The organism is Pectobacterium sp. CHL-2024, assembly GCF_044751765.1.
Lineage (GTDB): Bacteria > Pseudomonadota > Gammaproteobacteria > Enterobacterales > Enterobacteriaceae > Pectobacterium > Pectobacterium brasiliense.
This window is the reverse complement of record NZ_JBIXKO010000002.1, coordinates 293,690-313,294: the sequence shown is the minus strand read 5'-3', so window position 1 is coordinate 313,294 and position 19,605 is coordinate 293,690. Positions and strand designations below refer to the sequence as shown.

Annotated in this window: 18 protein-coding genes and 1 pseudogene; 12 read left to right on the top strand and 7 right to left on the bottom strand. The window is 52.0% G+C overall.

Annotation, left to right across the window (positions count from 1 at the left end; all coding sequences use genetic code 11):
* Nucleotides 1-295: 295 nt before the first annotated feature.
* Entirely contained in the window at nucleotides 296-1,690 is a 1,395-nt protein-coding gene (xseA, locus tag ACIPUG_RS06345; RefSeq protein ID WP_400337918.1) for an exodeoxyribonuclease VII large subunit, read from the bottom strand.
* 171 nt (nucleotides 1,691-1,861) lie between these two features.
* Here xseA and guaB point away from each other — a divergent pair, with 171 nt between their 5' ends.
* Together guaB and guaA are read left to right on the top strand one after the other, a co-directional pair.
* The gene (gene guaB, locus ACIPUG_RS06340; RefSeq protein ID WP_014916197.1) at nucleotides 1,862-3,328 is read left to right on the top strand and encodes an IMP dehydrogenase; all 1,467 of its coding nucleotides are present in this window, start codon (nucleotides 1,862-1,864) and stop codon (nucleotides 3,326-3,328) included.
* Nucleotides 3,329-3,446: 118 nt separating this feature from the next.
* Nucleotides 3,447-5,024 carry a glutamine-hydrolyzing GMP synthase gene (gene guaA, locus ACIPUG_RS06335; RefSeq protein ID WP_014916196.1) on the top strand — a complete coding sequence of 526 codons (1,578 nt, stop codon included), beginning with the start codon at nucleotides 3,447-3,449 and terminating at the stop codon, nucleotides 5,022-5,024.
* 673 nt (nucleotides 5,025-5,697) lie between these two features.
* On the opposite strand, the gene ACIPUG_RS06330 is transcribed toward guaA, so the two are convergent.
* Nucleotides 5,698-6,345 (bottom strand): TetR/AcrR family transcriptional regulator, encoded by a 648-nt coding sequence (locus ACIPUG_RS06330; protein ID WP_317177833.1) that lies wholly within the window; start codon nucleotides 6,343-6,345, stop codon nucleotides 5,698-5,700.
* A gap of 253 nt (nucleotides 6,346-6,598) precedes the next feature.
* On the opposite strand from ACIPUG_RS06330, the gene ACIPUG_RS06325 reads away from it, so the two are divergent.
* Both ACIPUG_RS06325 and ACIPUG_RS06320 read left to right on the top strand, forming a co-directional pair.
* On the top strand, nucleotides 6,599-7,492 hold the full coding sequence (locus ACIPUG_RS06325; RefSeq protein ID WP_039520550.1) for an NAD(P)/FAD-dependent oxidoreductase: 894 nt from the start codon (nucleotides 6,599-6,601) through the stop codon (nucleotides 7,490-7,492).
* A gap of 183 nt (nucleotides 7,493-7,675) precedes the next feature.
* Nucleotides 7,676-7,891, top strand: a complete 216-nt coding sequence (locus ACIPUG_RS06320) for a helix-turn-helix transcriptional regulator (protein ID WP_320742704.1) — start codon at nucleotides 7,676-7,678, stop codon at nucleotides 7,889-7,891.
* Nucleotides 7,892-8,037: 146 nt separating this feature from the next.
* Here ACIPUG_RS06320 and ACIPUG_RS06315 read toward each other — a convergent pair whose 3' ends face one another.
* Nucleotides 8,038-9,066: a GlxA family transcriptional regulator gene (locus ACIPUG_RS06315; protein ID WP_400337914.1), complete on the bottom strand. Its 1,029-nt coding sequence runs from the start codon at nucleotides 9,064-9,066 to the stop codon at nucleotides 8,038-8,040.
* Nucleotides 9,067-9,236: 170 nt separating this feature from the next.
* Here ACIPUG_RS06315 and ACIPUG_RS06310 point away from each other — a divergent pair, with 170 nt between their 5' ends.
* The 3 genes from ACIPUG_RS06310 to ACIPUG_RS06300 are packed head-to-tail and all read left to right on the top strand — an operon-like array spanning nucleotide 9,237 to nucleotide 11,013.
* Nucleotides 9,237-10,010 carry an alpha/beta fold hydrolase gene (locus tag ACIPUG_RS06310; RefSeq protein WP_205561051.1) on the top strand — a complete coding sequence of 258 codons (774 nt, stop codon included), beginning with the start codon at nucleotides 9,237-9,239 and terminating at the stop codon, nucleotides 10,008-10,010.
* Between the two features lie 34 nt (nucleotides 10,011-10,044).
* Entirely contained in the window at nucleotides 10,045-10,665 is a 621-nt protein-coding gene (locus ACIPUG_RS06305; protein ID WP_039498506.1) for an FMN-dependent NADH-azoreductase, read from the top strand.
* Between the two features lie 39 nt (nucleotides 10,666-10,704).
* Entirely contained in the window at nucleotides 10,705-11,013 is a 309-nt protein-coding gene (locus tag ACIPUG_RS06300; protein ID WP_400337911.1) for a YciI family protein, read from the top strand.
* Nucleotides 11,014-11,122: 109 nt separating this feature from the next.
* On the opposite strand, the gene ACIPUG_RS06295 is transcribed toward ACIPUG_RS06300, so the two are convergent.
* Nucleotides 11,123-12,253 carry a linear amide C-N hydrolase gene (locus ACIPUG_RS06295; protein ID WP_039526444.1) on the bottom strand — a complete coding sequence of 377 codons (1,131 nt, stop codon included), beginning with the start codon at nucleotides 12,251-12,253 and terminating at the stop codon, nucleotides 11,123-11,125.
* 407 nt (nucleotides 12,254-12,660) lie between these two features.
* Between ACIPUG_RS06295 and ACIPUG_RS06290 the strand changes: the two genes are divergently transcribed.
* Nucleotides 12,661-13,434, top strand: a complete 774-nt coding sequence (locus ACIPUG_RS06290; protein WP_014916185.1) for a DUF3750 domain-containing protein — start codon at nucleotides 12,661-12,663, stop codon at nucleotides 13,432-13,434.
* A gap of 16 nt (nucleotides 13,435-13,450) precedes the next feature.
* On the opposite strand, the gene ACIPUG_RS06285 is transcribed toward ACIPUG_RS06290, so the two are convergent.
* A complete protein-coding gene (locus tag ACIPUG_RS06285) occupies nucleotides 13,451-14,353 on the bottom strand; it encodes a LysR family transcriptional regulator (protein ID WP_039520534.1) in 903 nt (300 codons plus the stop codon).
* A 211-nt stretch (nucleotides 14,354-14,564) separates the two neighbouring features.
* Here ACIPUG_RS06285 and ACIPUG_RS06280 point away from each other — a divergent pair, with 211 nt between their 5' ends.
* The 3 genes from ACIPUG_RS06280 (at nucleotide 14,565) to ACIPUG_RS06270 (ending at nucleotide 16,823) form a co-directional block, all read left to right on the top strand.
* Entirely contained in the window at nucleotides 14,565-14,951 is a 387-nt protein-coding gene (locus tag ACIPUG_RS06280; protein WP_379057574.1) for a VOC family protein, read from the top strand.
* Between the two features lie 72 nt (nucleotides 14,952-15,023).
* Complete coding sequence (locus tag ACIPUG_RS06275; RefSeq protein ID WP_039284564.1) at nucleotides 15,024-15,791, top strand: sulfite exporter TauE/SafE family protein; 768 nt, start codon at nucleotides 15,024-15,026, stop codon at nucleotides 15,789-15,791.
* A gap of 213 nt (nucleotides 15,792-16,004) precedes the next feature.
* Nucleotides 16,005-16,823 (top strand): hypothetical protein, encoded by an 819-nt coding sequence (locus ACIPUG_RS06270; RefSeq protein WP_039509502.1) that lies wholly within the window; start codon nucleotides 16,005-16,007, stop codon nucleotides 16,821-16,823.
* A 182-nt stretch (nucleotides 16,824-17,005) separates the two neighbouring features.
* Here the strand turns inward: ACIPUG_RS06270 and ACIPUG_RS06265 are convergent, their stop codons facing one another.
* Together ACIPUG_RS06265 and ACIPUG_RS06260 are read right to left on the bottom strand one after the other, a co-directional pair.
* Nucleotides 17,006-17,929 carry a GGDEF domain-containing protein gene (locus ACIPUG_RS06265; RefSeq protein ID WP_349908485.1) on the bottom strand — a complete coding sequence of 308 codons (924 nt, stop codon included), beginning with the start codon at nucleotides 17,927-17,929 and terminating at the stop codon, nucleotides 17,006-17,008.
* 143 nt (nucleotides 17,930-18,072) lie between these two features.
* A complete protein-coding gene (locus ACIPUG_RS06260) occupies nucleotides 18,073-19,092 on the bottom strand; it encodes an NAD(P)-dependent alcohol dehydrogenase (protein WP_400337906.1) in 1,020 nt (339 codons plus the stop codon).
* A 144-nt stretch (nucleotides 19,093-19,236) separates the two neighbouring features.
* On the opposite strand from ACIPUG_RS06260, the pseudogene ACIPUG_RS06255 reads away from it, so the two are divergent.
* Nucleotides 19,237-19,583 (top strand): annotated as a pseudogene (locus ACIPUG_RS06255) (hypothetical protein); the annotation flags it as partial.
* Between the last annotated feature and the right edge of the window lie 22 nt (nucleotides 19,584-19,605).

Genomic DNA, 19,605 nt, shown 5'->3' with positions numbered 1-19,605 from the left:
TTTTTATCCTATCCGCGTCACCGCGCAGAGGCTGATAACCCGTGCGGTGAAAACGGTGGATGTATACCCTAAATAATTCGAGTTGCAGGAAGGCGGCGACACAGCGAATCCCCAGGAGCTTACTTAAGTAAGTGACTGGGGTGAGCGAGGAAAGCCAACGCACATGCAGCTTGAAGTATAACGGGTATTAAGTTAGTGAGCAGGGAATGAGTATAGTTCAGATGCCGGGGGTAAGAATGGGGGATCGCCGTTGTTTTCGGACAAATCCCCATTCGCGCATTTTATGCCGATCGCGTTATTTTTGCGTCGGGGATGAGGGTTTTCGCCGCTTTTTCACGGAATTTTGATTCGGAGCCAGTGTCGTGACCTGACTTTCTACCCAGCCGTCCTGCAAGCGGGTTTTCAGCGTTTCGCCGGGGGAAATTTGCGCGACGTTTTTCAGCACTTTACCATCCGGGGCGGTGGTGACGTTATAGCCACGCGCCAGCGTCGCCAGCGGGCTAACGCCTTCCAGTCGCGAGCAGGCGATGCCTAGCTTTTGCTTGTTCTGATTCAACTGACGTTCTACTGCGCTTTGCATCTGATAGCTCAACTGCTGCAAACGCTGCTGCGCACGATGAATCCGAGTCTGCGGCTGTTGTTGCATCAGACGCTGTTGTAAGCGTTCACTCCGGCGCGTGGTCTGTCGAAGCTGCTGCTGCATGGCGTCATCCAACCGCTGACGCAGTTTAACCAGCTGTGCCTGCTGACGCGCCAGTCGCAGCTGCGGATGCTGCTGCTGTAAACGGTGGTGCAGACGGGTAAAGTCCCGATTGCGCTGGGCAAGGTAATAATCCATCGCCATTTCCAGACGCTGGCGCTGGGACTGTATCTGACGCAATAGCTCAAGTTGGTTACGACTCACTAACTCGGCAGCGGCCGACGGCGTGGGTGCGCGCAGGTCACCGACGAAATCGGCGATAGTGACATCGGTTTCATGGCCTACGGCGCTGACGATAGGAATGCGGCTGGCGAAGATAGCGCGGGCGACCCGTTCGTCATTAAAGCTCCACAGATCTTCCAGCGAACCGCCGCCGCGCCCGACGATTAATACGTCACACTCATCCCGCTGGTTAGCCAACTCAATAGCGCGAACAATCTGTAGCGGCGCTTCCGCGCCTTGCACCGACGTGGGATACACGATCACCGGCAGCGACGGATCGCGGCGCTGCAACACCTGCAAAATATCGTGCAGGGCGGCACCGCTGGCTGACGTAATCACGCCGACCTGTTTGGCGGGAGAGGGCAGAACCTGCTTAAACTGCTGGTCGAACAGCCCTTCGGCAGCGAGGCGCTGCTTGAGCTGTTCAAACTGCTGCTGTAGCAGGCCATCGCCAGCGGGCTGCATGCTTTCCGCCAGTAGCTGATAGTCGCCGCGAGGTTCATATAGCGTGATGGTGGCACGAATCAGCACTTGCTGACCGTTTTGCGGGCGGAACGTCACTCTGCGGTTGCTGGTGCGGAACATCGCACAGCGCACCTGCGCACGTTCGTCCTTTAGCGTGAAATACCAGTGGCCGGATGAGGGCTGAGAGAGGTTGGAAATTTCGCCGGAGAGCCAAATTTGGCCCATTTCCATTTCCAACAGTTGTCTAACCGTCTGATTCAGGCGGCTAACGGTAAAAATTGCAGAGGAGGGAAACTGAGACATTGTGAGCCAGATCAAATTTTAAAACAGTCACTTAATTGATCGATACTACCTACCTGAAAAAGGTAATCAAGCATTTTAGTAAAATAATGCTGGAGGCAACCGATTACGCTCTGTATAATGCCACGGCAATATTTTATCTATTCTTACATCCACCTTGGTGAGATATTGCCCATGCTACGTATCGCTAAAGAAGCACTGACGTTTGACGACGTCCTCCTGGTTCCCGCTCATTCTACTGTTCTGCCTAACACTGCCGATCTGTCCACGCAGTTGACGAAAAACATTCGCCTAAATATTCCTATGCTGTCCGCAGCGATGGATACCGTTACCGAATCCGGTCTGGCCATTGCGCTGGCGCAGGAAGGCGGTCTGGGCTTTATTCACAAAAATATGTCCATTGAGCGTCAGGCTGAAGAAGTTAGCCGCGTGAAAAAACACGAAAGTGGCGTTGTGGTTGATCCACAAACAGTAACGCCAGAAACGACGCTGCGTGAAATGAAAGAGCTGACCGAGCGCAACGGTTTCGCGGGCTACCCAGTTGTGGCAAAAGACAACGAACTGGTCGGTATCATCACCGGTCGTGACGTGCGTTTTGTTACCGATTTGGAAAAACCGGTTAGCGCATTCATGACGCCAAAAGAGCGTCTGGTCACCGTCAAAGAAGGCGAAGCGCGTGATGTCGTGCTGCAAAAAATGCACGAAAAACGCGTCGAAAAAGCGCTGGTGATTGACGACCAATTCCACCTGATCGGCATGATCACGGTAAAAGACTTCCAGAAAGCAGAACGTAAACCGAACGCGTGTAAAGACGAACACGGTCGCCTGCGCGTAGGTGCAGCGGTTGGCGCAGGCGCGGGTAATGAAGAGCGTGTTGATGCGCTGGTTGCCGCAGGCGTTGACGTCCTGCTGATCGACTCCTCACACGGTCATTCCGAAGGCGTATTGCAGCGCATTCGTGAAACACGTGCTAAATACCCGAACCTCGAAATCATCGGCGGCAACGTGGCAACGGGCGCAGGTGCAAAAGCGCTGGTTGAAGCGGGCGTTAGTGCAGTGAAAGTGGGTATCGGCCCTGGCTCTATCTGTACGACCCGTATCGTAACGGGCGTGGGTGTACCGCAGATTACGGCTATCTCTGATGCGGTTGAAGCGCTGGAAGGCACAGGCATTCCGGTCATCGCCGACGGCGGTATCCGCTTCTCTGGTGACATTGCTAAAGCCATTGCAGCAGGCGCGGCGTGTGTCATGGTCGGTTCCATGCTGGCGGGTACGGAAGAATCTCCAGGTGAAATCGAACTGTATCAAGGTCGCTCATTCAAATCTTATCGCGGGATGGGGTCACTGGGCGCAATGTCCAAAGGCTCATCAGACCGTTACTTCCAGACCGATAACGCCGCTGACAAACTGGTGCCGGAAGGTATCGAAGGCCGCGTAGCCTATAAAGGCCGCCTGAAAGAGATCGTTCACCAGCAGATGGGCGGCTTGCGCTCCTGCATGGGTCTGACCGGTTGCGCGACTATCGACGCGCTGCGCACGCAGGCTGAGTTTGTACGCATCAGCGGCGCGGGCATTCAGGAAAGCCACGTTCACGACGTTACCATTACTAAAGAGTCACCGAACTACCGTATGGGTTCATAAGGTGATTTAACGCAATAAACCCTGTACTATTTCGCGCCGCTCTGCCTTTACATAAGGCGGAGCGGTTAGCTGGGTTTACTTTTCGCTTTTGTCTTTTGCTTTTTGGAACATGCTCCTCATGACTCAAAACATTCATCAACACCGCATTCTTATTCTGGATTTCGGCTCACAGTACACGCAACTGGTTGCACGTCGCGTGCGTGAACTGGGCGTTTACTGTGAACTGTGGGCATGGGATGTCACGGAAGCACAGATTCGCGGGTTTAATCCGAACGGGATCATCCTGTCCGGCGGCCCGGAAAGCACCACCGAGTTTGGCAGCCCGCGTGCGCCAGAATACGTTTTCAATGCTGGCGTACCGGTATTGGGCGTGTGCTATGGCATGCAGACGATGGCGATGCAGTTGGGTGGCCACGTTGAAGGTTCCAACGAGCGTGAGTTTGGTTATGCGCAGGTCGAAGTGAAAACGGATAGCGCGCTGGTGCGTGATATTCAGGATGCGTTGAGCGCCTCAGGCGCACCGCTGCTGGATGTCTGGATGAGCCACGGCGACAAAGTGACGGCCATCCCAGAAGGGTTTGAGACCGTTGCCAGCACCGATACCTGTCCGTTTGCCATCATGGCGAACGAAGAGAAGCGTTTTTACGGCGTGCAGTTCCACCCGGAAGTGACGCACACCCGTCAGGGCCAGCGCATGCTGGAGCGTTTTGTTCTTGATATCTGCCAGTGTGAAGCACTGTGGACGCCAGCCAAGATCATCGACGATGCGGTGAACCGTATTCGTGAGCAGGTAGGCAACGATCACGTGATTCTGGGTCTGTCTGGCGGCGTGGATTCTTCCGTTACCGCGATGCTGTTGCACCGTGCGATTGGCGATCGTCTGACCTGCGTATTTGTCGATAACGGCCTGCTGCGCCTGAACGAAGCCGATCAGGTGCTGGAAATGTTCGGCGATCATTTCGGTCTGAACATTGTTCACGTTGCGGCGGAAGATCGCTTCCTGAGCGAGCTGGCGGGTGAAGATGAGCCGGAAGCCAAGCGTAAAATCATTGGTCGCGTGTTCGTTGAAGTGTTCGATGAAGAAGCCAGCAAGCAAACTGACGTGAAATGGCTGGCGCAAGGCACCATCTACCCAGACGTCATCGAATCTGCGGCTTCTGCGACCGGCAAAGCGCACGTGATTAAATCACACCACAACGTGGGTGGCCTGCCGAAAGAAATGAAGCTGGGTCTGGTTGAGCCGCTGAAAGAGCTGTTCAAAGACGAAGTGCGCAAGATTGGTCTGGAACTGGGTCTGCCGTACAACATGCTGTACCGCCATCCGTTCCCAGGCCCTGGTCTGGGCGTGCGCGTACTGGGTGAAGTGAAGAAAGAGTACTGTGACCTGCTGCGTCGTGCGGATGCGATCTTCATTGAAGAACTGCACAAAGCCGATTTGTACAACAAAGTCAGTCAGGCCTTCACCGTCTTCCTGCCGGTTCGCTCCGTGGGCGTGATGGGCGATGGCCGTAAATACGATTGGGTTGTCGCGCTGCGCGCGGTAGAAACCATCGACTTTATGACCGCGCACTGGGCACACCTGCCATACGATTTCTTAGGCCGCGTATCCAACCGCATCATCAACGAAGTCGATGGCATTTCCCGCGTCGTTTATGACGTATCGGGTAAACCACCGGCGACGATTGAGTGGGAATAGGGGTTTACTCTCAACCATTTGATTATTATTGTAAAAAAGAACAGATAGTGATGTTTGCCATGCCATTAATGGCGTTTTTAGTGGTACACATCATACGTATGTGAAAAAGCTGCATCGATACCATGTCTTGGATAAGGAATGCCGACATGGTATCGAGAATGCTCAGCAGTGCAGAGGTCAGCAATAACGGTTTGCACGTCTCCAATATGGTATTGGTGTGTGGAATTCATCACCATCGACCCCACACTGTTACCCGTAAGCACGCATGGCGTTTTCGACGCCGATTGGGCTCCCCCTTTTTGTACCATTGCGTAAAGTCTATTGGCGTAGGTTGAGCAAGGGTATAACTCCCAACTCGCAGAAGGCTCAGGGCCTAACAACTGATTGTGCGTCCACAGCACCATATTCTTCATATCCATAATTCCCCGGACTGGCCTTATTATCGGCACCCCGTCATACGCCGTGGACTCAGCAATGGGACCGAGTTTTCACATGTCCAGATTATCCTTACGCTTGAAGCCCGTGCTTTTCATGCAATAGATGCGAGTGTCTTCTTATCGTTGGAAGAAAGATGAGGTGCAGCGATCTGTGCCAGCTCGCCGTGCGCGCTGGCTCAATATGACGAAACACCTGGACGACGGCCTAGGCCAAGCTGCGCAGATCAATCAACTGCCTATCCGCCCGTGTGATCGTTGCTACTGTGCGCGGCGATGAACATGGCGACGGCCGACCGACAGTAGGATTCGATTTCGTTGTCATCCTCTGCTCTCGCCTTATCGAAGCGAGCAATTGTCAGAAGATCGGAGCCTTTGATAAGCGCGGCAAACAAGCGGGCGGACCGGAGAGGATCAGGCACATTTAGAGCCGCCTTCGCGTGCAACTGGCGCAGCAGGGCCTCGATCTGGGCGATGACATAAGCGGGGCCGGCTTCATAATGAAGCTTGCTTAACGACTTTTGATTCGTCTTGTCGGCCATGATCATGGCTTCGACACTGCGGACGTCAGGGCTCAACAGTGTACGAAGCAGGGATGATCCCACCGCGATGAGCTGATCTTCGGCCGAACCGCCGACGCCTTCAATAAGCGCCTGTGGTGCAAATTGATGGCAGTGAGACGCGATGGCCGCGCTGAACAGCGCCTCTTTGTTATCGAAGTGTCGATAGATGCTTAGCTTGGATATCTTCGCCTGCTGGGCGACCTTGTCCATTGTCGTTGCTTGAAAACCCAGTTCTACAAAGAGTTCGCTTGCGGCGTCGACTATCGTTTGGCTAAGCGTTTCGTTGGCGGGCCGACCGCGCCGCCCCTGCTTTTTTTCGGTCATGCTAATTCCAGTACTTGACAGTATCTTAATTTGCCAATTATGATACCTCATAGTATCTTAAATTCGCAAGCCAATGAGCAGGTTTCAACATGTTCTTCAAACACGTTTCCACGCGCCGGCCTACGAAACCAGGAGACTTCCATGAAACGACGTTCCCTGTTGACGTTGGCCGGGCTTTCCACCATCAGTTCCGCCCACGTCCACTCCAGCACCAAGCCCAGCACTTTCCATCAACAACACGGAGTCCATTACCATGAATGACGTTATCATCATCGGCGGCAGCTTTGCCGGCCTCGCAGCCGCCCTGCAACTCGGCCGTGCTCGCCGCAAGGTCACTGTTCTCGATACTGGCCTGCCGCGCAATCGCTTTGCCGACCACTCGCATGGTGTGCTCGGCCACGATCACAAGCCTCCGGTGGATATCCTGACCGAGGCACGGCAGCAACTGGCGCGCTATCCTACGGTCAAGCTGGTGAGTGCCCGGGCTGAGAGCGTCTCCGGTGTCATCGACGATTTCTCTGTCCTCACCAGCGATGGCGAAAACCTCAGGGCTCGCCGCCTGATACTGAGCTATGGCGTCACCGACCAGATTCCCACTGTTCCTGGCTTTGCCGAAGGCTGGGGTTCAAGCATCGTGCCCTGTCCCTATTGCGACGGCTTTGAAGTCGCTGGCCGGCATTGGGGGCTTGTCTGGTCCGGCCCACAGTCGCACAACTATGCCAAGCTGTACCACGACTGGACTGACACCTTGACGGTCTTCGCCAATGGCCATGACATTCCAGCCGATATCCGAGCGGATCTGGCGCACCGCGGCATTCCCGTTGTCGATGGCCGGATCATCGAAATTGACCATGACGCGAGCTATAATGCCACTGTCAGGCTCGATGCTGTTCCCCCTGTTGCAGTCGACATCCTGTTCTCGCATCCGCGTAATAAGCCGTCCGCACGCCTGCATGAATCGCTGGGCCTCGCCACGGTCGACACGCCTCTGGGCATTGCCCTCAAGGTCGATGAACGTCGCGAAACCAGCATGCCCGGTATCTACGCCGCCGGAGACCTCGCCAACCCTTCCATGCATTCGGTCACCACGGCAGCATGGCAAGGCACCATAGCGGGCATCTCCGCCCAGCAGTCGATGCTGGTTTGAGAGTACTAAAAGCCAGTGGTCAAGGCGTTGCGGCGACTGAGTAACCGTGTTGCCGGTCAAGCATCATAATGCTCGTCTAACGCCTTAAAGATGTGACTCATCGTCCGTGGTCTTGCTCATCACAAAACGCGATCCTATCCACACGGAAATCAAAATGGTTTTTGATAGGTGGAGGGAAATGGAATGAATCACACTGACTGGCACCCGGCGGATATCATCGCGGGATTACGGAAGAGAGGGACGACGCTGGCGGCGGTTTCCAGAGCGGCGGGGCTGGCATCATCCACGCTGGCGAATGCGCTCAACAGACACTGGCCGAAAGGCGAACGGCTGATTGCCGAAGCTATGGGGAAAAGGCCGGAAGAGATTTGGCCATCTCGTTATTCAGGCGTGAAATGAAGGCAGGGAGCAGGGAACATAAACGAGAAAGCGCCATAGTTCACTGGCGCTTTGTTTGTGTAAGCAGCAACGCTATCGCGTGCCCAGTTTAGTCCGGTATCTCGTCATGTTGGTTGGTATAACCGGTGTTGGAAAATGCCATCGCCTTAATCACCCTCCTTATTATCCAACGCACTCGGTTTATTATTCCTCAACAGCGCCCATTTTCTGAACTGGGTCGGTGTCATCTCCATCTGCTGGGAAAAGGCGCGTCTAAACGCGGTGTCTTCACTGTAACCGCATTCGGCGGCGACTTGCTTGATATTGGTCACCGGGTTTTCAAGCAGCAGGCAGGCCATTTCGATCCTGACGCGGGTAATAAAGTTTTTCGGGCTTTCCGCCGTGAGTTCTTTGAGCTTGCGGTGGAGCGTTCGGTCGCTGAAATTTAGGGCGCTGGCTAATTCTTCTGCGGTGATTGACGGGTTCTCATAGCGGATGAGTTGTTCAGCACGCAGCAACAGGGGATGTACGGTATTAATGAACCCCTGCGGCGCATAAATGCGTTGGGAGAGCGGCTGGCTATCCGCCACGGCGATATCTGCCGCCAATTTTGCGATCTTAGGTCCGCCACTGCGGCGAATAATATGCAGAGCAAGCTCGACCCAGGACAATGGCCCGCCGGTGGTAATGATGCCATCTTGCTCTTCCAGTGCTTTGCCCCATACCGGTTTTGCCTTCGGGTATTTCTGCTTAAAGGTATGGTAGAGCCACCATGTCGTGGTGCAAAACCGGCCATCTAACAGCCCGGCTTCGGCCAGAATAAAGCCCCCCGCACAGGCACCGCCTATCAGCGAGCCCTGCCGATATTGCTCCCTGAGCCACAGCGCGGATTCATTCACGGATGGCATCGACATCGGCAATTTATCAGGCCCGAGCATCATTCCGGTTGCCAGCACGACATCCGATTTGCCCACTGCGTCAAATGAGCTGTCTACGTGAATCAGCCTGCCCTGAGCATCGCGCACGGGTTTGCCGTCCGCACTGACAATCGACGTTTCAAAAGACAGCGGTGAAGCTGCGGAAGAAGCGCTGTCAGGCTGTGTAATCAGCGTTTGATTGACCATCCAAAAAATATCGGAAAGCCCGGAGATGGCCGACTGCATACTGCCCGGCAGCGCCAGAATGGAGATGTGCATAGTGATTTTTCCTGCCAGACAGTATTTGGCGAATTTTGCATGAACTATGTCAAGTTTGCCATCTTACCGCAAGCATCAACCACGATTAAAATTCAACCATTCGCTGCCAAGAGCCTGATGAAACGCGTCGGAGAAGCAGGCAGTCGTATCACTCTTTCAGAGGAAAGCGTATGACGCATTATCGTATTAAATGGCTCGGCCATCTGGCTATCGCGTTAGGTCTGGTGCTGTCTGCCAGCGTTCACAACGTTGCGGAGGCAGCAAAAATTAACAATATCGTTTTAGTCCATGGTGCCTTTGCCGACGGTTCGAGCTGGTCCGCCGTTACGTCTCGTCTGCAAGCGCTGGGATACCACGTGACTGCGGTGCAAAACCCGCTGACCTCTTTAGCGGATGACGTTGAAGCAACGGAACACGTGCTGCAAAGGCAGCAGGGCGATGTGTTGCTGGTCGGGCATTCATGGGCGGGGGCTGTTGTGACGCAGGCCGGCAATGATCCTAAGGTTCGCGGCATTGTCTACTTATCTGCCCTGGTGCCAGACAGCGGGGAATCCGTCTCTGATTTATTGCAGCGCCTGAAAGCGCCGATGGAAGGCATGGCACCGGATGCTAATGGCCTGATTTGGCTGGATAACCCTGAGCAGTATCGTGAGGTTATGGCGGGCGATGTGCCACTGAAAAAAGCGCAGGCGTTGGCTGCGGTGCAGCAGCCGATTGCGGCAAAAGCGTTTGGCGATCGCGTTCAGAAAGCGGCGTGGAAAGCTAAACCGACCTGGTATTTGCTGACGGAGAATGACAAGGCATTAAATCCATCGATTCAGAAAGACATCGCGAGCCATATCGGCGCAAAGACACGCTCTATTGCCTCCAGCCATATGTCTTTGGTGTCACACCCGGAAGCTGTCGCGGATTTTATTGATAGCGCGGCTAAAGCAGTTAAATGAGTGAGCTTTAAAACTCAATGTAGGAGAAGTTATTGTGAACATTTTGCATATAGACTCCAGTATTCTTGAGAACGGTTCCGTTTCCCGACAGATTTCTGCTGACGTGGTGAATGAGTTAGTCAAACAACATCCTGATGCCGTCGTCTCTTACCGGGATGTGGTGAAAGATGAAATTCGTCACCTAACTGGGCCTATTGCCGCAGGGTTTCGCCAAATCGCATCCTCTTCGGCAGATGACGCTACGCTGCGGGAACACCAATTATCTGAAGCGTTGGTCGCGGAATTTCTGGCGCATGACGTGATTGTCATCGGCGCGCCGATGTATAACTTTTCCGTCTCGAGCCAGCTGAAATCGTGGCTGGATCGGCTTGCGCAGGCTGGCAAGACCTTTAAATATACGGAAAAAGGCCCGGTAGGTTTATCTGGGGGAAGAACGGTTATTGTGGTTTCTTCCCGTGGTGGTTTCTATACCACACCGCCTTTTTTAGATATGGATTTTCAGGAGCGCTATCTCCAGGGCTTTTTCCGGTTTCTTGGTATTACCGATATTCATTTCGTTCGCGCGGAAGGCGCTTCAAAAGGGGATGAAATCAAGAATCGTGAAATCCAAAATGCGAAGTCCTCTATCCATTCTGTGATTACATCCATAGCGTAAACAATATATAGCCGATCAATAATCATTGAGGTAGCAATCATGCTCTATGCCATTACGTTGTATTACACCAGCCCGAAAGATGAACTTGAAAAGAGTATTGACGCACACAAAAAATGGCTGGCTGATAATATTAAAAAGGGAAATGTTATTTTTGCAGGCCCGCTGGAAGATGGAACGGGTGGGTTTATTTTAGCCTACGGGTTAGAGCTTTCGGATATGGAAGATATTCTGGCTGACGATCCGTTTGTTAATCTGGGATTAGTCAAAACAGAGATAAAGGCAATCGAACCAGGAGTCTGTTCGAGCCATTTCTATAGCGAATGGGCTGGGAATGCGAAGGTGTTGTAAATAGTCTATCGATGTCCTTATTTATTATGCCAGTGTAAAAGCGCCATACGAACATGGCGCTTTTACATTATCGTGCAATAAACCGTGTCTCGAAAAATAACTTCCCGATTTACAGCCCTGCGAATTTAAACGGCGTAGCGGATTTAAAGTGCCCGGAAGCATCCCCAGAATAAATGATGCTTTGGTTTGGCCCTAAATCTAACTTGCTGGCGTTATTTCCACGCGGTGAAAAGTCGATTTTTTTCAAATCAACCCAAAAGATATTAGGCGATACGGCAGATTCAAAAAAGTATTGTAGCGATTTATGGTCTATAACCGTGCGCCAGCGCGTTGAGGAAATATTCGGCATATTCGGTAAGGAATAACCATAAGGAACAGATGCATTACGTATAATACTGAATGCGGTGGCTAAGTCCGCCTTATCTTTTTCTATTTTACTTTTCTCTGCTACCCCTGGAATGAGTTTATTGGGGGCAACATTTTTCACATAGAATGAGGCGCGGACAAAGCGATCGGCGGCGCGGTTCGTTCCCGGTAGCATCACATTGCCACCTATCTGATCCCAATAAGCATTCAGCGTCAGCTGCTGATCGAAAGTCGGAGAATTGGTCATCACCTGATAGTCCTTATTATGGTGAATGACCTGCTTGCCATCGATATATTCAATAATTGCACTGTCACCGGATGAATCGGATAAGGAGAGGTGGAGCGTTGCCTTTCTATCCTGATGTGGTAAGTCTTTTGTGACCAGTGTAAATTTTTCCTCTTGCAGCGCCTTCACTGCTTCATCGACGGTAGCAAAATTATCCAGTACATATTGTGCCCACGCAGCGATGCTCAAGCCCGGTTTTTTTGCCGTCGGTGCGGCTTTAGGATATTCAGATTCCGCCAGCCAGAGTACGTTAGCCGCCAGCCCTTTTTCATTCACGCCATCGGTTGTAGAGGCCATATTTGGGTTACTGTCGAAAGCAGAGGCAATGACACTGCCGTATTTTGATGTCCACTCCAGAGAATGCTGGCCTGCGGCACCAGAACGCTTTAATTCTCGTGGGAAAATCCAGAGGTTGGTCTCGGTATCCTCGGCCCAGTCCATTGAACGGGCCGTAATAGGGTAATCAGGGTTCTGTACGTCCTTATAAACGAATCGCGTACAGGCGAGTGAAACCGCTGAGCCTAGCGTTAATGCTGCTAATGACAGTGCGCATACCGTAGACTTAAGGTGCTTATTATTTCTTATCATTTAATTTCTCCATTTTTATTCTCAGAGGGGGTAGTTCACTAATATTACCGATGATTATAGTCAGTGATTTATTTATGTGAGGTCGTGGCTATAAAATAAATATAACGATGCATGCTGATTAGTTTATTTATTATTATTCAATGGGAATGTGTTTTTTGATGCTTCGTTTATTTTATGTTGATTTTTAATCAAGCTCGCAGTGCAACGAACGTTGAGTGAAAACGCCCTGAGGCGGTTGTCGTCGTACCCACACAACGTAAAAATAGGTCAACATTTCACCCAGTGCTTTAACCTTACCGCCAACTGGCAGTAAACTGGTCGCATGATTTTTTGACCGATTTTCACTGTGGGGCTCGCCCGCAGGTGTATCGATTCTGTTCCACCTTTTTCAGTGAGCTATCTGGCCTATGACGTACCTCAAATTCTTGGGGATTGGGTTTATTTGTGTGCTGTTGTTGTCTTTTTGGCAAAGCTGGGCGCAGTCAACGCGTAATGGCGAAACGTTTAATGGGCAAAGCTGGTGGTCTGCCAAACGCGATTCTTCCGGCTTAGCGCCGAACCCTGTGCAATTTCGCCAGACTGCTATCGTGCAGGTTTATGCTGCGCCGACTTATGGCTGGCGCGGGCTGGTGGCGGTACATCCGTGGATCATTTTCAAGAACGCGGGGGAAACTCAATATCGCCGCTATGAAGTCGTGAGCTGGGGGAGCGATAACGTCGTCCGTCTTAACCGTTCGGTGGCGGATGCGTATTGGTATGGCGCGAAACCGAAGCTGCTGGTGGAGCACCGTGGTGACAAGGCGGAAGCCATGATCCCGCAGATTGAGGCAGCGATAAAAAGTTATCCGTGGCCGAATACCTACCACGCCTGGCCGGGGCCGAACAGCAATACGTTTTTGGCGCACATTGGCCGTGAAGTGCCCGCGCTCAAGCTGGATATGCCCGCTAATGCCATTGGCAAAGATTACCGCCCGATCACGCGACCGGTTGGGCTGTCGCCGTCTGGAAGCGGTGTGCAGATTTCGCTCCTAGGCGTGTTGGGTATCACGATGGGCCTTGAAGAGGGGATCGAGGCCAACATTCTGGGGCTGAACATGGGCGTGGATATGAACCCGCCCGCGCTGCGCTTACCCTTTGTTGGCCGTCTCGGCTATGAAAAAACGGGCAGTGAAGAAGGCTGAGGGTAGCGCTTCACCTTTACGCACCGCATTGCCGCAGGTGTGTCAGCAGATTGGCGACTTCGGGTTGCAATGTCGCGCCGGATTTCACGCCCAGCCAGAGCTGGCGTGAAGCCCATTCGTCGGTGAGGCTGATGGCGCGTAATCCGGTGCCGAGCACGCCTGGGCGAATCGCGCCCTCCGGCAAGACGCTGATCCCCAGCCCCGCTTCGATCATGCGACAAATGCCGTCAAAGCTGCTGACTTGCACCCGCAGGCGCAGCACTCTCCCCAGTTCATCCGAAGCGTCTTTCAGCTGTTTCAGCAACGAACTGCCGTTATTGAGGCCGACATAGTCGTAACCCAGCGTCTCGTTAAAGCTGACGTCTGGCCGCGCGGAAAGCGGGTGCTGGGGCGGAACGAGTACGACAAGCTTATCCTGACGATAAGGAATCTTCTCTACTCCCTGTGAGCCGACATTGTCAGCGAAGATGCCGATATCGGCTTCTCCCATCGCCAGCGCCGTTACTACGGTCTTACTGAGCTTTTCCTCCAGGTTAATACGAATGAGCGGTCGGGCCAGAAGGAATGACGCCAAATCCTGTGGAAGAAACTGAATAATCGCCGAGGTATTTGCCCACATGTGTACGTGGCCGCGCACGCCAACGGCGTAGTCGTTCATTTCACTCGCCATGCGCTCCACGTTGCTTAACACATTGCGCGCGTGATTCACCAATTCCTTGCCTGCCGGGGTTAGCGTCAGGCCGCGCGGCATTCGGATGAACAGCGCACAGTCCACGGTACGCTCCAGTTCGGCGATACGTTTGCTCAGGGCAGAAAGCGTGATGTGGAACTTTTCTGCGGCCTTGGTCAGGCTGCCGGTTTGAGCAACTTGTAAAAAGATGCGGAGCGACTGGAGGTCAAAGTGCGTCGGGTTAATCATGGTTTATCGAGCTTCCTCGGTGGTCTGAAAAACACGTCAGTGACCAGTGTGTTGATGCAGAGCAGCGTGTTGTCACTTTTCTTATGGCAAGCTTACTCTATCACAGCAGGCAGTTTTCCTATCAGGAAAGGGTCATTGAGTATTCAGGGATTATCAAAAGGCCGCGTTGCTCCTAGGATGTGAGAAATATCATTCAGGATAGGGCTTATAAATGCCACTTATCGATCATGTCGATCACCTTGTATTAACCTGCGTTGACCTGGCTGCGACCCGGCATTTCTATGTCGAGGTTCTGCAAATGCGGGAGGAAACATTTGCAAACGGGCGCGTCGCTTTTCATTTTGGCCAGCAGAAAATCAATGTGCATCTACGTGGATCCGAGCATGAACCAAAGGCGCATCTGCCTGTACCAGGTGCGCTCGATCTGTGCTTTATTGCATCGGTGCCGCTGGAGCAGGTTATCGCGCATCTGGCACATTGCCGCTGGCCAATTACCGAAGGACCGGTGAGGCGTACCGGTGCCACGCAGCAAATTCGTTCTATTTATCTGCGCGATCCCGATCTTAATCTCATTGAAATAGCAGGATTTTTATCCTAAAGCCATCGTCTGTCTACCAGCCTGAAACGCGGTTCTCCAGATTGTCTTGTTATTTATAGGTCATGTACTTTTATGTTTAGCTTAATGATGTTCAGCGATATTTTGTTGTGTTTGCTTTTGGGCGTCGGACTGGGTTTTTGCGGAGGAATGCTAGGGATTGGTGGTGGGCTTATCGCGATTCCGATTCTGGGCGTGCTCTTCGGGATGGATCAGCATATGGCGCAGGGAACCGCGTTGGTGATGATTACACCCAATGTGCTGATTGGTTTTCTGCGCTATCGCCAGCGCAACCGCATCGATACGCGGGTGGCGTTGACCATGTGTGCGTTTGCTACGGGGTCTGCCTACCTTGCCGCTCATATCGCTTCATCGATTGATGTTCACAACCTTCAGCGTGCCTTTGCCACTTTCCTGCTGGTGCTGGCGGCGTACTACATGTGGCAGTGGTATAACAAAAAACGCAGTCAAACGTCGGAGATTGTACTGTCGACTAAATACCTGCCGCTGCTCGGCGTGGCGAGCGGGTTTATGTCGGGCATTTTTACCGTCGGTGGCGGGCTGGTCGTCGTGCCCGTTCTGGTTACGTTTTTCGCCTTTGCGCAAACGCAGGCGCAGGGCATGGCGCTGATACTCGTGGTGCCGGGCGCGTTGGCGGCGCTGTTATCTTATTCGCAAGCGGGTAACGTTGACTGGAGTATCGGTTTACCACTGGCTTTGGGAGGAATTGTCAGCGTGTCCTGGGGTGTCGCGGTTGCCCATAAATTACCGGTTGCCTACCTGCGAGCCGCGTTTTGCCTGATGCTGATCGGCGTGGGAGTGACTATGCTGGTGCTGAAATAACGCGGTGAACACGCAGGTTCACTGTTAACACATACTTATTTCTTTAAATAGACAGGTATTCAGCTTAAAGTTTTCAGCGCTTTCTCCGTTGATAAGTAGGAAGTGATGCGGTTAGCGTGAATGATTTCTCAGCGTCCTGACCGCTGCTGGAACGGCCCGAATGAATCAGGGTCGGAGTCCTCTCTGAAGCCCAATCTGAATAAGGCGTGATGTATGAGTCTCGTGAGCTATCTAGGAAAGCAAACTCTCGGTGTACTGGCGGGTTATAAGCAGGATGGCGTGGTCATCCATATTTGTGGCGTCTATCCCAATGCGGATAACAGTCTGCGCGTTTTTTTCCCACACGGTCATGAGTTTACCGTTGGCGATCTGGCAACGATTCACCTTGATAACCGCTCCGGGGTTGATGAATTTGATGCCAATATTCAGGTCTATCGTACCTCTTACAAAGGGCGTGTGATAGCAAGCGAAGGCGATTGGGTCGTGCTGGAACCGCGAGAGTGCCAGCTTCTGCACGGTTTCACGCCTGTGTTGGACATCCGCGAACCGGGCTATCAGTTTCCACAAGACAACCGTCCGTCAAAACCGGTGCCCCTAACGCCAATGGTCGATTTTCCACCGACGGAAAAGCAGGATTTCTCCAATAAGGTTGGCGTACTCATTACCATGGCCGCCGAACAGCCGCATACTACGGTGCTGGCGTTCCTGTCGTCCGTGGATAACGATATCTTCCTGATTACGTTCCCGGAGACCTTTAAATCTCAGTTGCTCAAACGTAATCCGCACTGCTTTTTTGCGATGGATGAGCGCAGCCATTATACCTTCGAACGGGCGATTGAATGGAACTACACCATTATTGAAGGGGAAGCGTTTATTATCGCGCGCGATAATCCGCTGTATGAAAAAGTGCGCCATGAATTTGTCACCAAAAATCCGTGGGAAATTGCCTTCTTCACCCGTCCTGACGTCGAAGTTTACCATATTAAAAGTAAACAGCTCGTGTGCCCCGGGAATACCCAAGCGCTTAGCTAAGCGATAAAGAAATAAACGGGATAACGTTATCCCGTTTATATAAAAAGCATCGCTTACAGCGACAGAAAAATTACCATGCGGCCTGTTATTTTTTCGTTTTTTATTTCAGTGAAAATAGCGTTGATGTTTTTTAGCGGACGGCGCGTCCGTGCGGCCGTGTTATTGGTATGGCGGGAGACGAGCTATGACGTTTTGTCCTTCGGCTCCTGAGCCCATTCCACTTTGCCTTTACCGGTATTTTTGGCTTGGTAAAGCGCGATGTCCACGCGTTTCATAAAGTGTTCGGTGGGCTCCTGCGGCTGTTTTTTACCCGCACCAATGCTGACAGAAAGGTGATGCATATTCTTGATAATGATTTTGTTCGCATTTTTTAGTACTTCTCTTGCCAACTTCTCTGCCCGAGCCTGTGTTCCGGCATACAGAATAATCGCGAACTCTTCGCCTCCGATTCGGGTCGCCACTACCTCACTGTTATCGAAGCGGGAAAGGATATGGCCGAATTTACTTAATACTTCGTCGCCTTTTATGTGTCCATATTTATCGTTGATGACTTTGAAATTATCGATGTCGATAATAAATAAATAGGGCGATTTCGCTTCGAGTTTTTTTAATTCATTAATAAAAAATCGGCGATTAGGGAGTTGTGTTAGTTCATCGCTGAATGACTGTATTTTGGCCTCGACGTACTTATCGTTGATTTTATATATCAGGTTGTAGACACCAAACCCGACGCCAAACATACCAATAATTCTCAGCAGATCCTCAACATAATATCCAACCAGCTTGGGCTGATAGATAAATTCATCCATCAAGTCAAACGTGGCTGAGCATATCCAGACGTGCAGCCCGAGGCGAATGGATAAGGCTGAAGTATGGTTAAGTGAGATTTTACTGGTACAGGACAAGATGAAAAAAAGAAAAACCAGTGCAATCGAGTCGGTATAAGAACCCGGATTATTATGCAGTTGCTCCTGAAAGTCGCGGTGTTTGAAGAATACGAGGTTGAATATAATGACCAACGTAGACAACAACAGGGCGAGCCTGACAGACGAGGAGGCTTTTTTATTTCTATCAATAAAGTCGTGGTCATACTCTTTAAAAGGCATTGCGGATCTCCTCTTGCATCACCTTTCAATCCTACCATGAAACTCATTTAATACATTCAGCATCGTGGTATCGAGCGGTGTAACCCAGAGAATGACGTGATGTGCAAAAAGCAGACGCCCGATCGCTCAGGCGTCTTTACCGATTAAAAATCAGCTTTCAGTACAACACGGTAGCGAGCTTTGCCGTCACGTACGTGCTGGATGGCATCGTTGATTTTCGACATGGGGAACAGTTCCGTCTGTGGCTTCACGTTGGCGCGCGCGGCGAGCTTCATCAGAGAACGTAGTTCATGCGGTGAACCGGTAGAAGAACCGGAAACGCTGCGGTCACCCGCAATAAGCGTGAAGGCTGGAACGTTGAACGGCTTCATGACCGCGCCGACGGTATGGAATTTCCCGTTATAGGCGAGCGCGTTGAAGTAGGGCTGCCATTCCAGATCGACGCTCACGGTGTTGATAATGAGATCGAACTGGCCTGCCAGTGCGGTCAGCGCCTGCGGATCGCGGCTGTTGACGACTTTATCGGCGCCCATCGCCCGCACTTCTTGCTCTTTGGCTGGGTTTGAGCTGAACGCTGTGACTTCACAGCCCATCGCGTGCAGGAGCTTAATCGCGATATGTCCCAAGCCGCCGATACCGATCACGCCGACGCGGCTGGTCGCAGTGATATGGTGCATTAACAGCGGTTTGAACACGGTGATGCCGCCGCACAGCAACGGGCCTGCAGATTCGATATCAATGGAATCAGGAAGCGGGATAGCCCACTGCCAGTTTGCACGAATCTTATTGGCAAAACCGCCTTTATTCAGAATTGTCGGTACGCTGCCTTGCTGGCAGTTGGTTTGGCTACCGCTGATACAGGCATCGCAGTGCCCACAGCTTCGTGCTGTCCAGCCAATGCCGACGCGCTGACCAACCTTCAATCCTTTGCTTTTCGCCGCTTCACCCAGTGCGTGCACGCGGCCAATCACTTCATGCCCGGCAACCAGCGGATAGCTCGACATGCCCCATTCGTTATCGATCATCGAGAGATCGGAGTGGCATACGCCGCAGTAATCAACCGTGACTTCTACGTCTTCCGCTTGCAGTTCACCCGCATCAAACTCATACAACTCCAGCGCTGCGCCTGCTTCCGGTGCGGCATAACTCTTTATCATCGTCATCACAATCTCCTCAGTATGGGTTTGATTAACCAGTCTAAAGGGTTATGGCGTTTTTCTCTATGTCACAACGTGCCTGTGGTTTTTCATTTTGTGTCAGGTGGGGAAGGGCTCGGGTGACCGCTTGCTTTACGTTATTCGCTAACTGTAGTTGTAGTACCTTCTAAAGTTAAGTTTGGAGCATATAGCGCCGCAGAGATAAAGACGTTTGTTGGAGCGTTCAAGCAGCGTGCTGGTTGGTAGAAGTGGATAATATTGCTGCTGGTATACACCGGAGCCAGAAGAAGCAAGCTCGCCGAGCTGGAGAAATCTCAGATCAAATATGATGGGATAGCCAGCTGCACTATTTATTAGCTTGCTGGGTTGGGAACTAGGCGCACTTGCAGTAGGTGGTTGGGCATGATAGGAGTGGTTTAGGTATAACTTGACGATATCTTCATACGTTCCCATTATCCACGGTTTGTTATGTGATTGATAGTATGGATTGGTATTGATTATAAAAAATAAAGCACTAAT

Bases quoted from the DNA above. Each gene is read 5' to 3' on its own strand.
- xseA (WP_400337918.1), bottom strand. From the start codon at position 1,690: ATGTCTCAGTTTCCCTCCTCTGCAATTTTTACCGTTAGCCGCCTGAAT.
- guaB (WP_014916197.1), top strand. From the start codon at position 1,862: ATGCTACGTATCGCTAAAGAAGCACTGACGTTTGACGACGTCCTCCTG.
- guaA (WP_014916196.1), top strand. From the start codon at position 3,447: ATGACTCAAAACATTCATCAACACCGCATTCTTATTCTGGATTTCGGC.
- ACIPUG_RS06330 (WP_317177833.1), bottom strand. From the start codon at position 6,345: ATGACCGAAAAAAAGCAGGGGCGGCGCGGTCGGCCCGCCAACGAAACG.
- ACIPUG_RS06325 (WP_039520550.1), top strand. From the start codon at position 6,599: ATGAATGACGTTATCATCATCGGCGGCAGCTTTGCCGGCCTCGCAGCC.
- ACIPUG_RS06320 (WP_320742704.1), top strand. From the start codon at position 7,676: ATGAATCACACTGACTGGCACCCGGCGGATATCATCGCGGGATTACGG.
- ACIPUG_RS06315 (WP_400337914.1), bottom strand. From the start codon at position 9,066: ATGCACATCTCCATTCTGGCGCTGCCGGGCAGTATGCAGTCGGCCATC.
- ACIPUG_RS06310 (WP_205561051.1), top strand. From the start codon at position 9,237: ATGACGCATTATCGTATTAAATGGCTCGGCCATCTGGCTATCGCGTTA.
- ACIPUG_RS06300 (WP_400337911.1), top strand. From the start codon at position 10,705: ATGCTCTATGCCATTACGTTGTATTACACCAGCCCGAAAGATGAACTT.
- ACIPUG_RS06295 (WP_039526444.1), bottom strand. From the start codon at position 12,253: ATGATAAGAAATAATAAGCACCTTAAGTCTACGGTATGCGCACTGTCA.
- ACIPUG_RS06290 (WP_014916185.1), top strand. From the start codon at position 12,661: ATGACGTACCTCAAATTCTTGGGGATTGGGTTTATTTGTGTGCTGTTG.
- ACIPUG_RS06285 (WP_039520534.1), bottom strand. From the start codon at position 14,353: ATGATTAACCCGACGCACTTTGACCTCCAGTCGCTCCGCATCTTTTTA.
- ACIPUG_RS06280 (WP_379057574.1), top strand. From the start codon at position 14,565: ATGCCACTTATCGATCATGTCGATCACCTTGTATTAACCTGCGTTGAC.
- ACIPUG_RS06275 (WP_039284564.1), top strand. From the start codon at position 15,024: ATGTTTAGCTTAATGATGTTCAGCGATATTTTGTTGTGTTTGCTTTTG.
- ACIPUG_RS06270 (WP_039509502.1), top strand. From the start codon at position 16,005: ATGAGTCTCGTGAGCTATCTAGGAAAGCAAACTCTCGGTGTACTGGCG.
- ACIPUG_RS06265 (WP_349908485.1), bottom strand. From the start codon at position 17,929: ATGCCTTTTAAAGAGTATGACCACGACTTTATTGATAGAAATAAAAAA.
- ACIPUG_RS06260 (WP_400337906.1), bottom strand. From the start codon at position 19,092: ATGACGATGATAAAGAGTTATGCCGCACCGGAAGCAGGCGCAGCGCTG.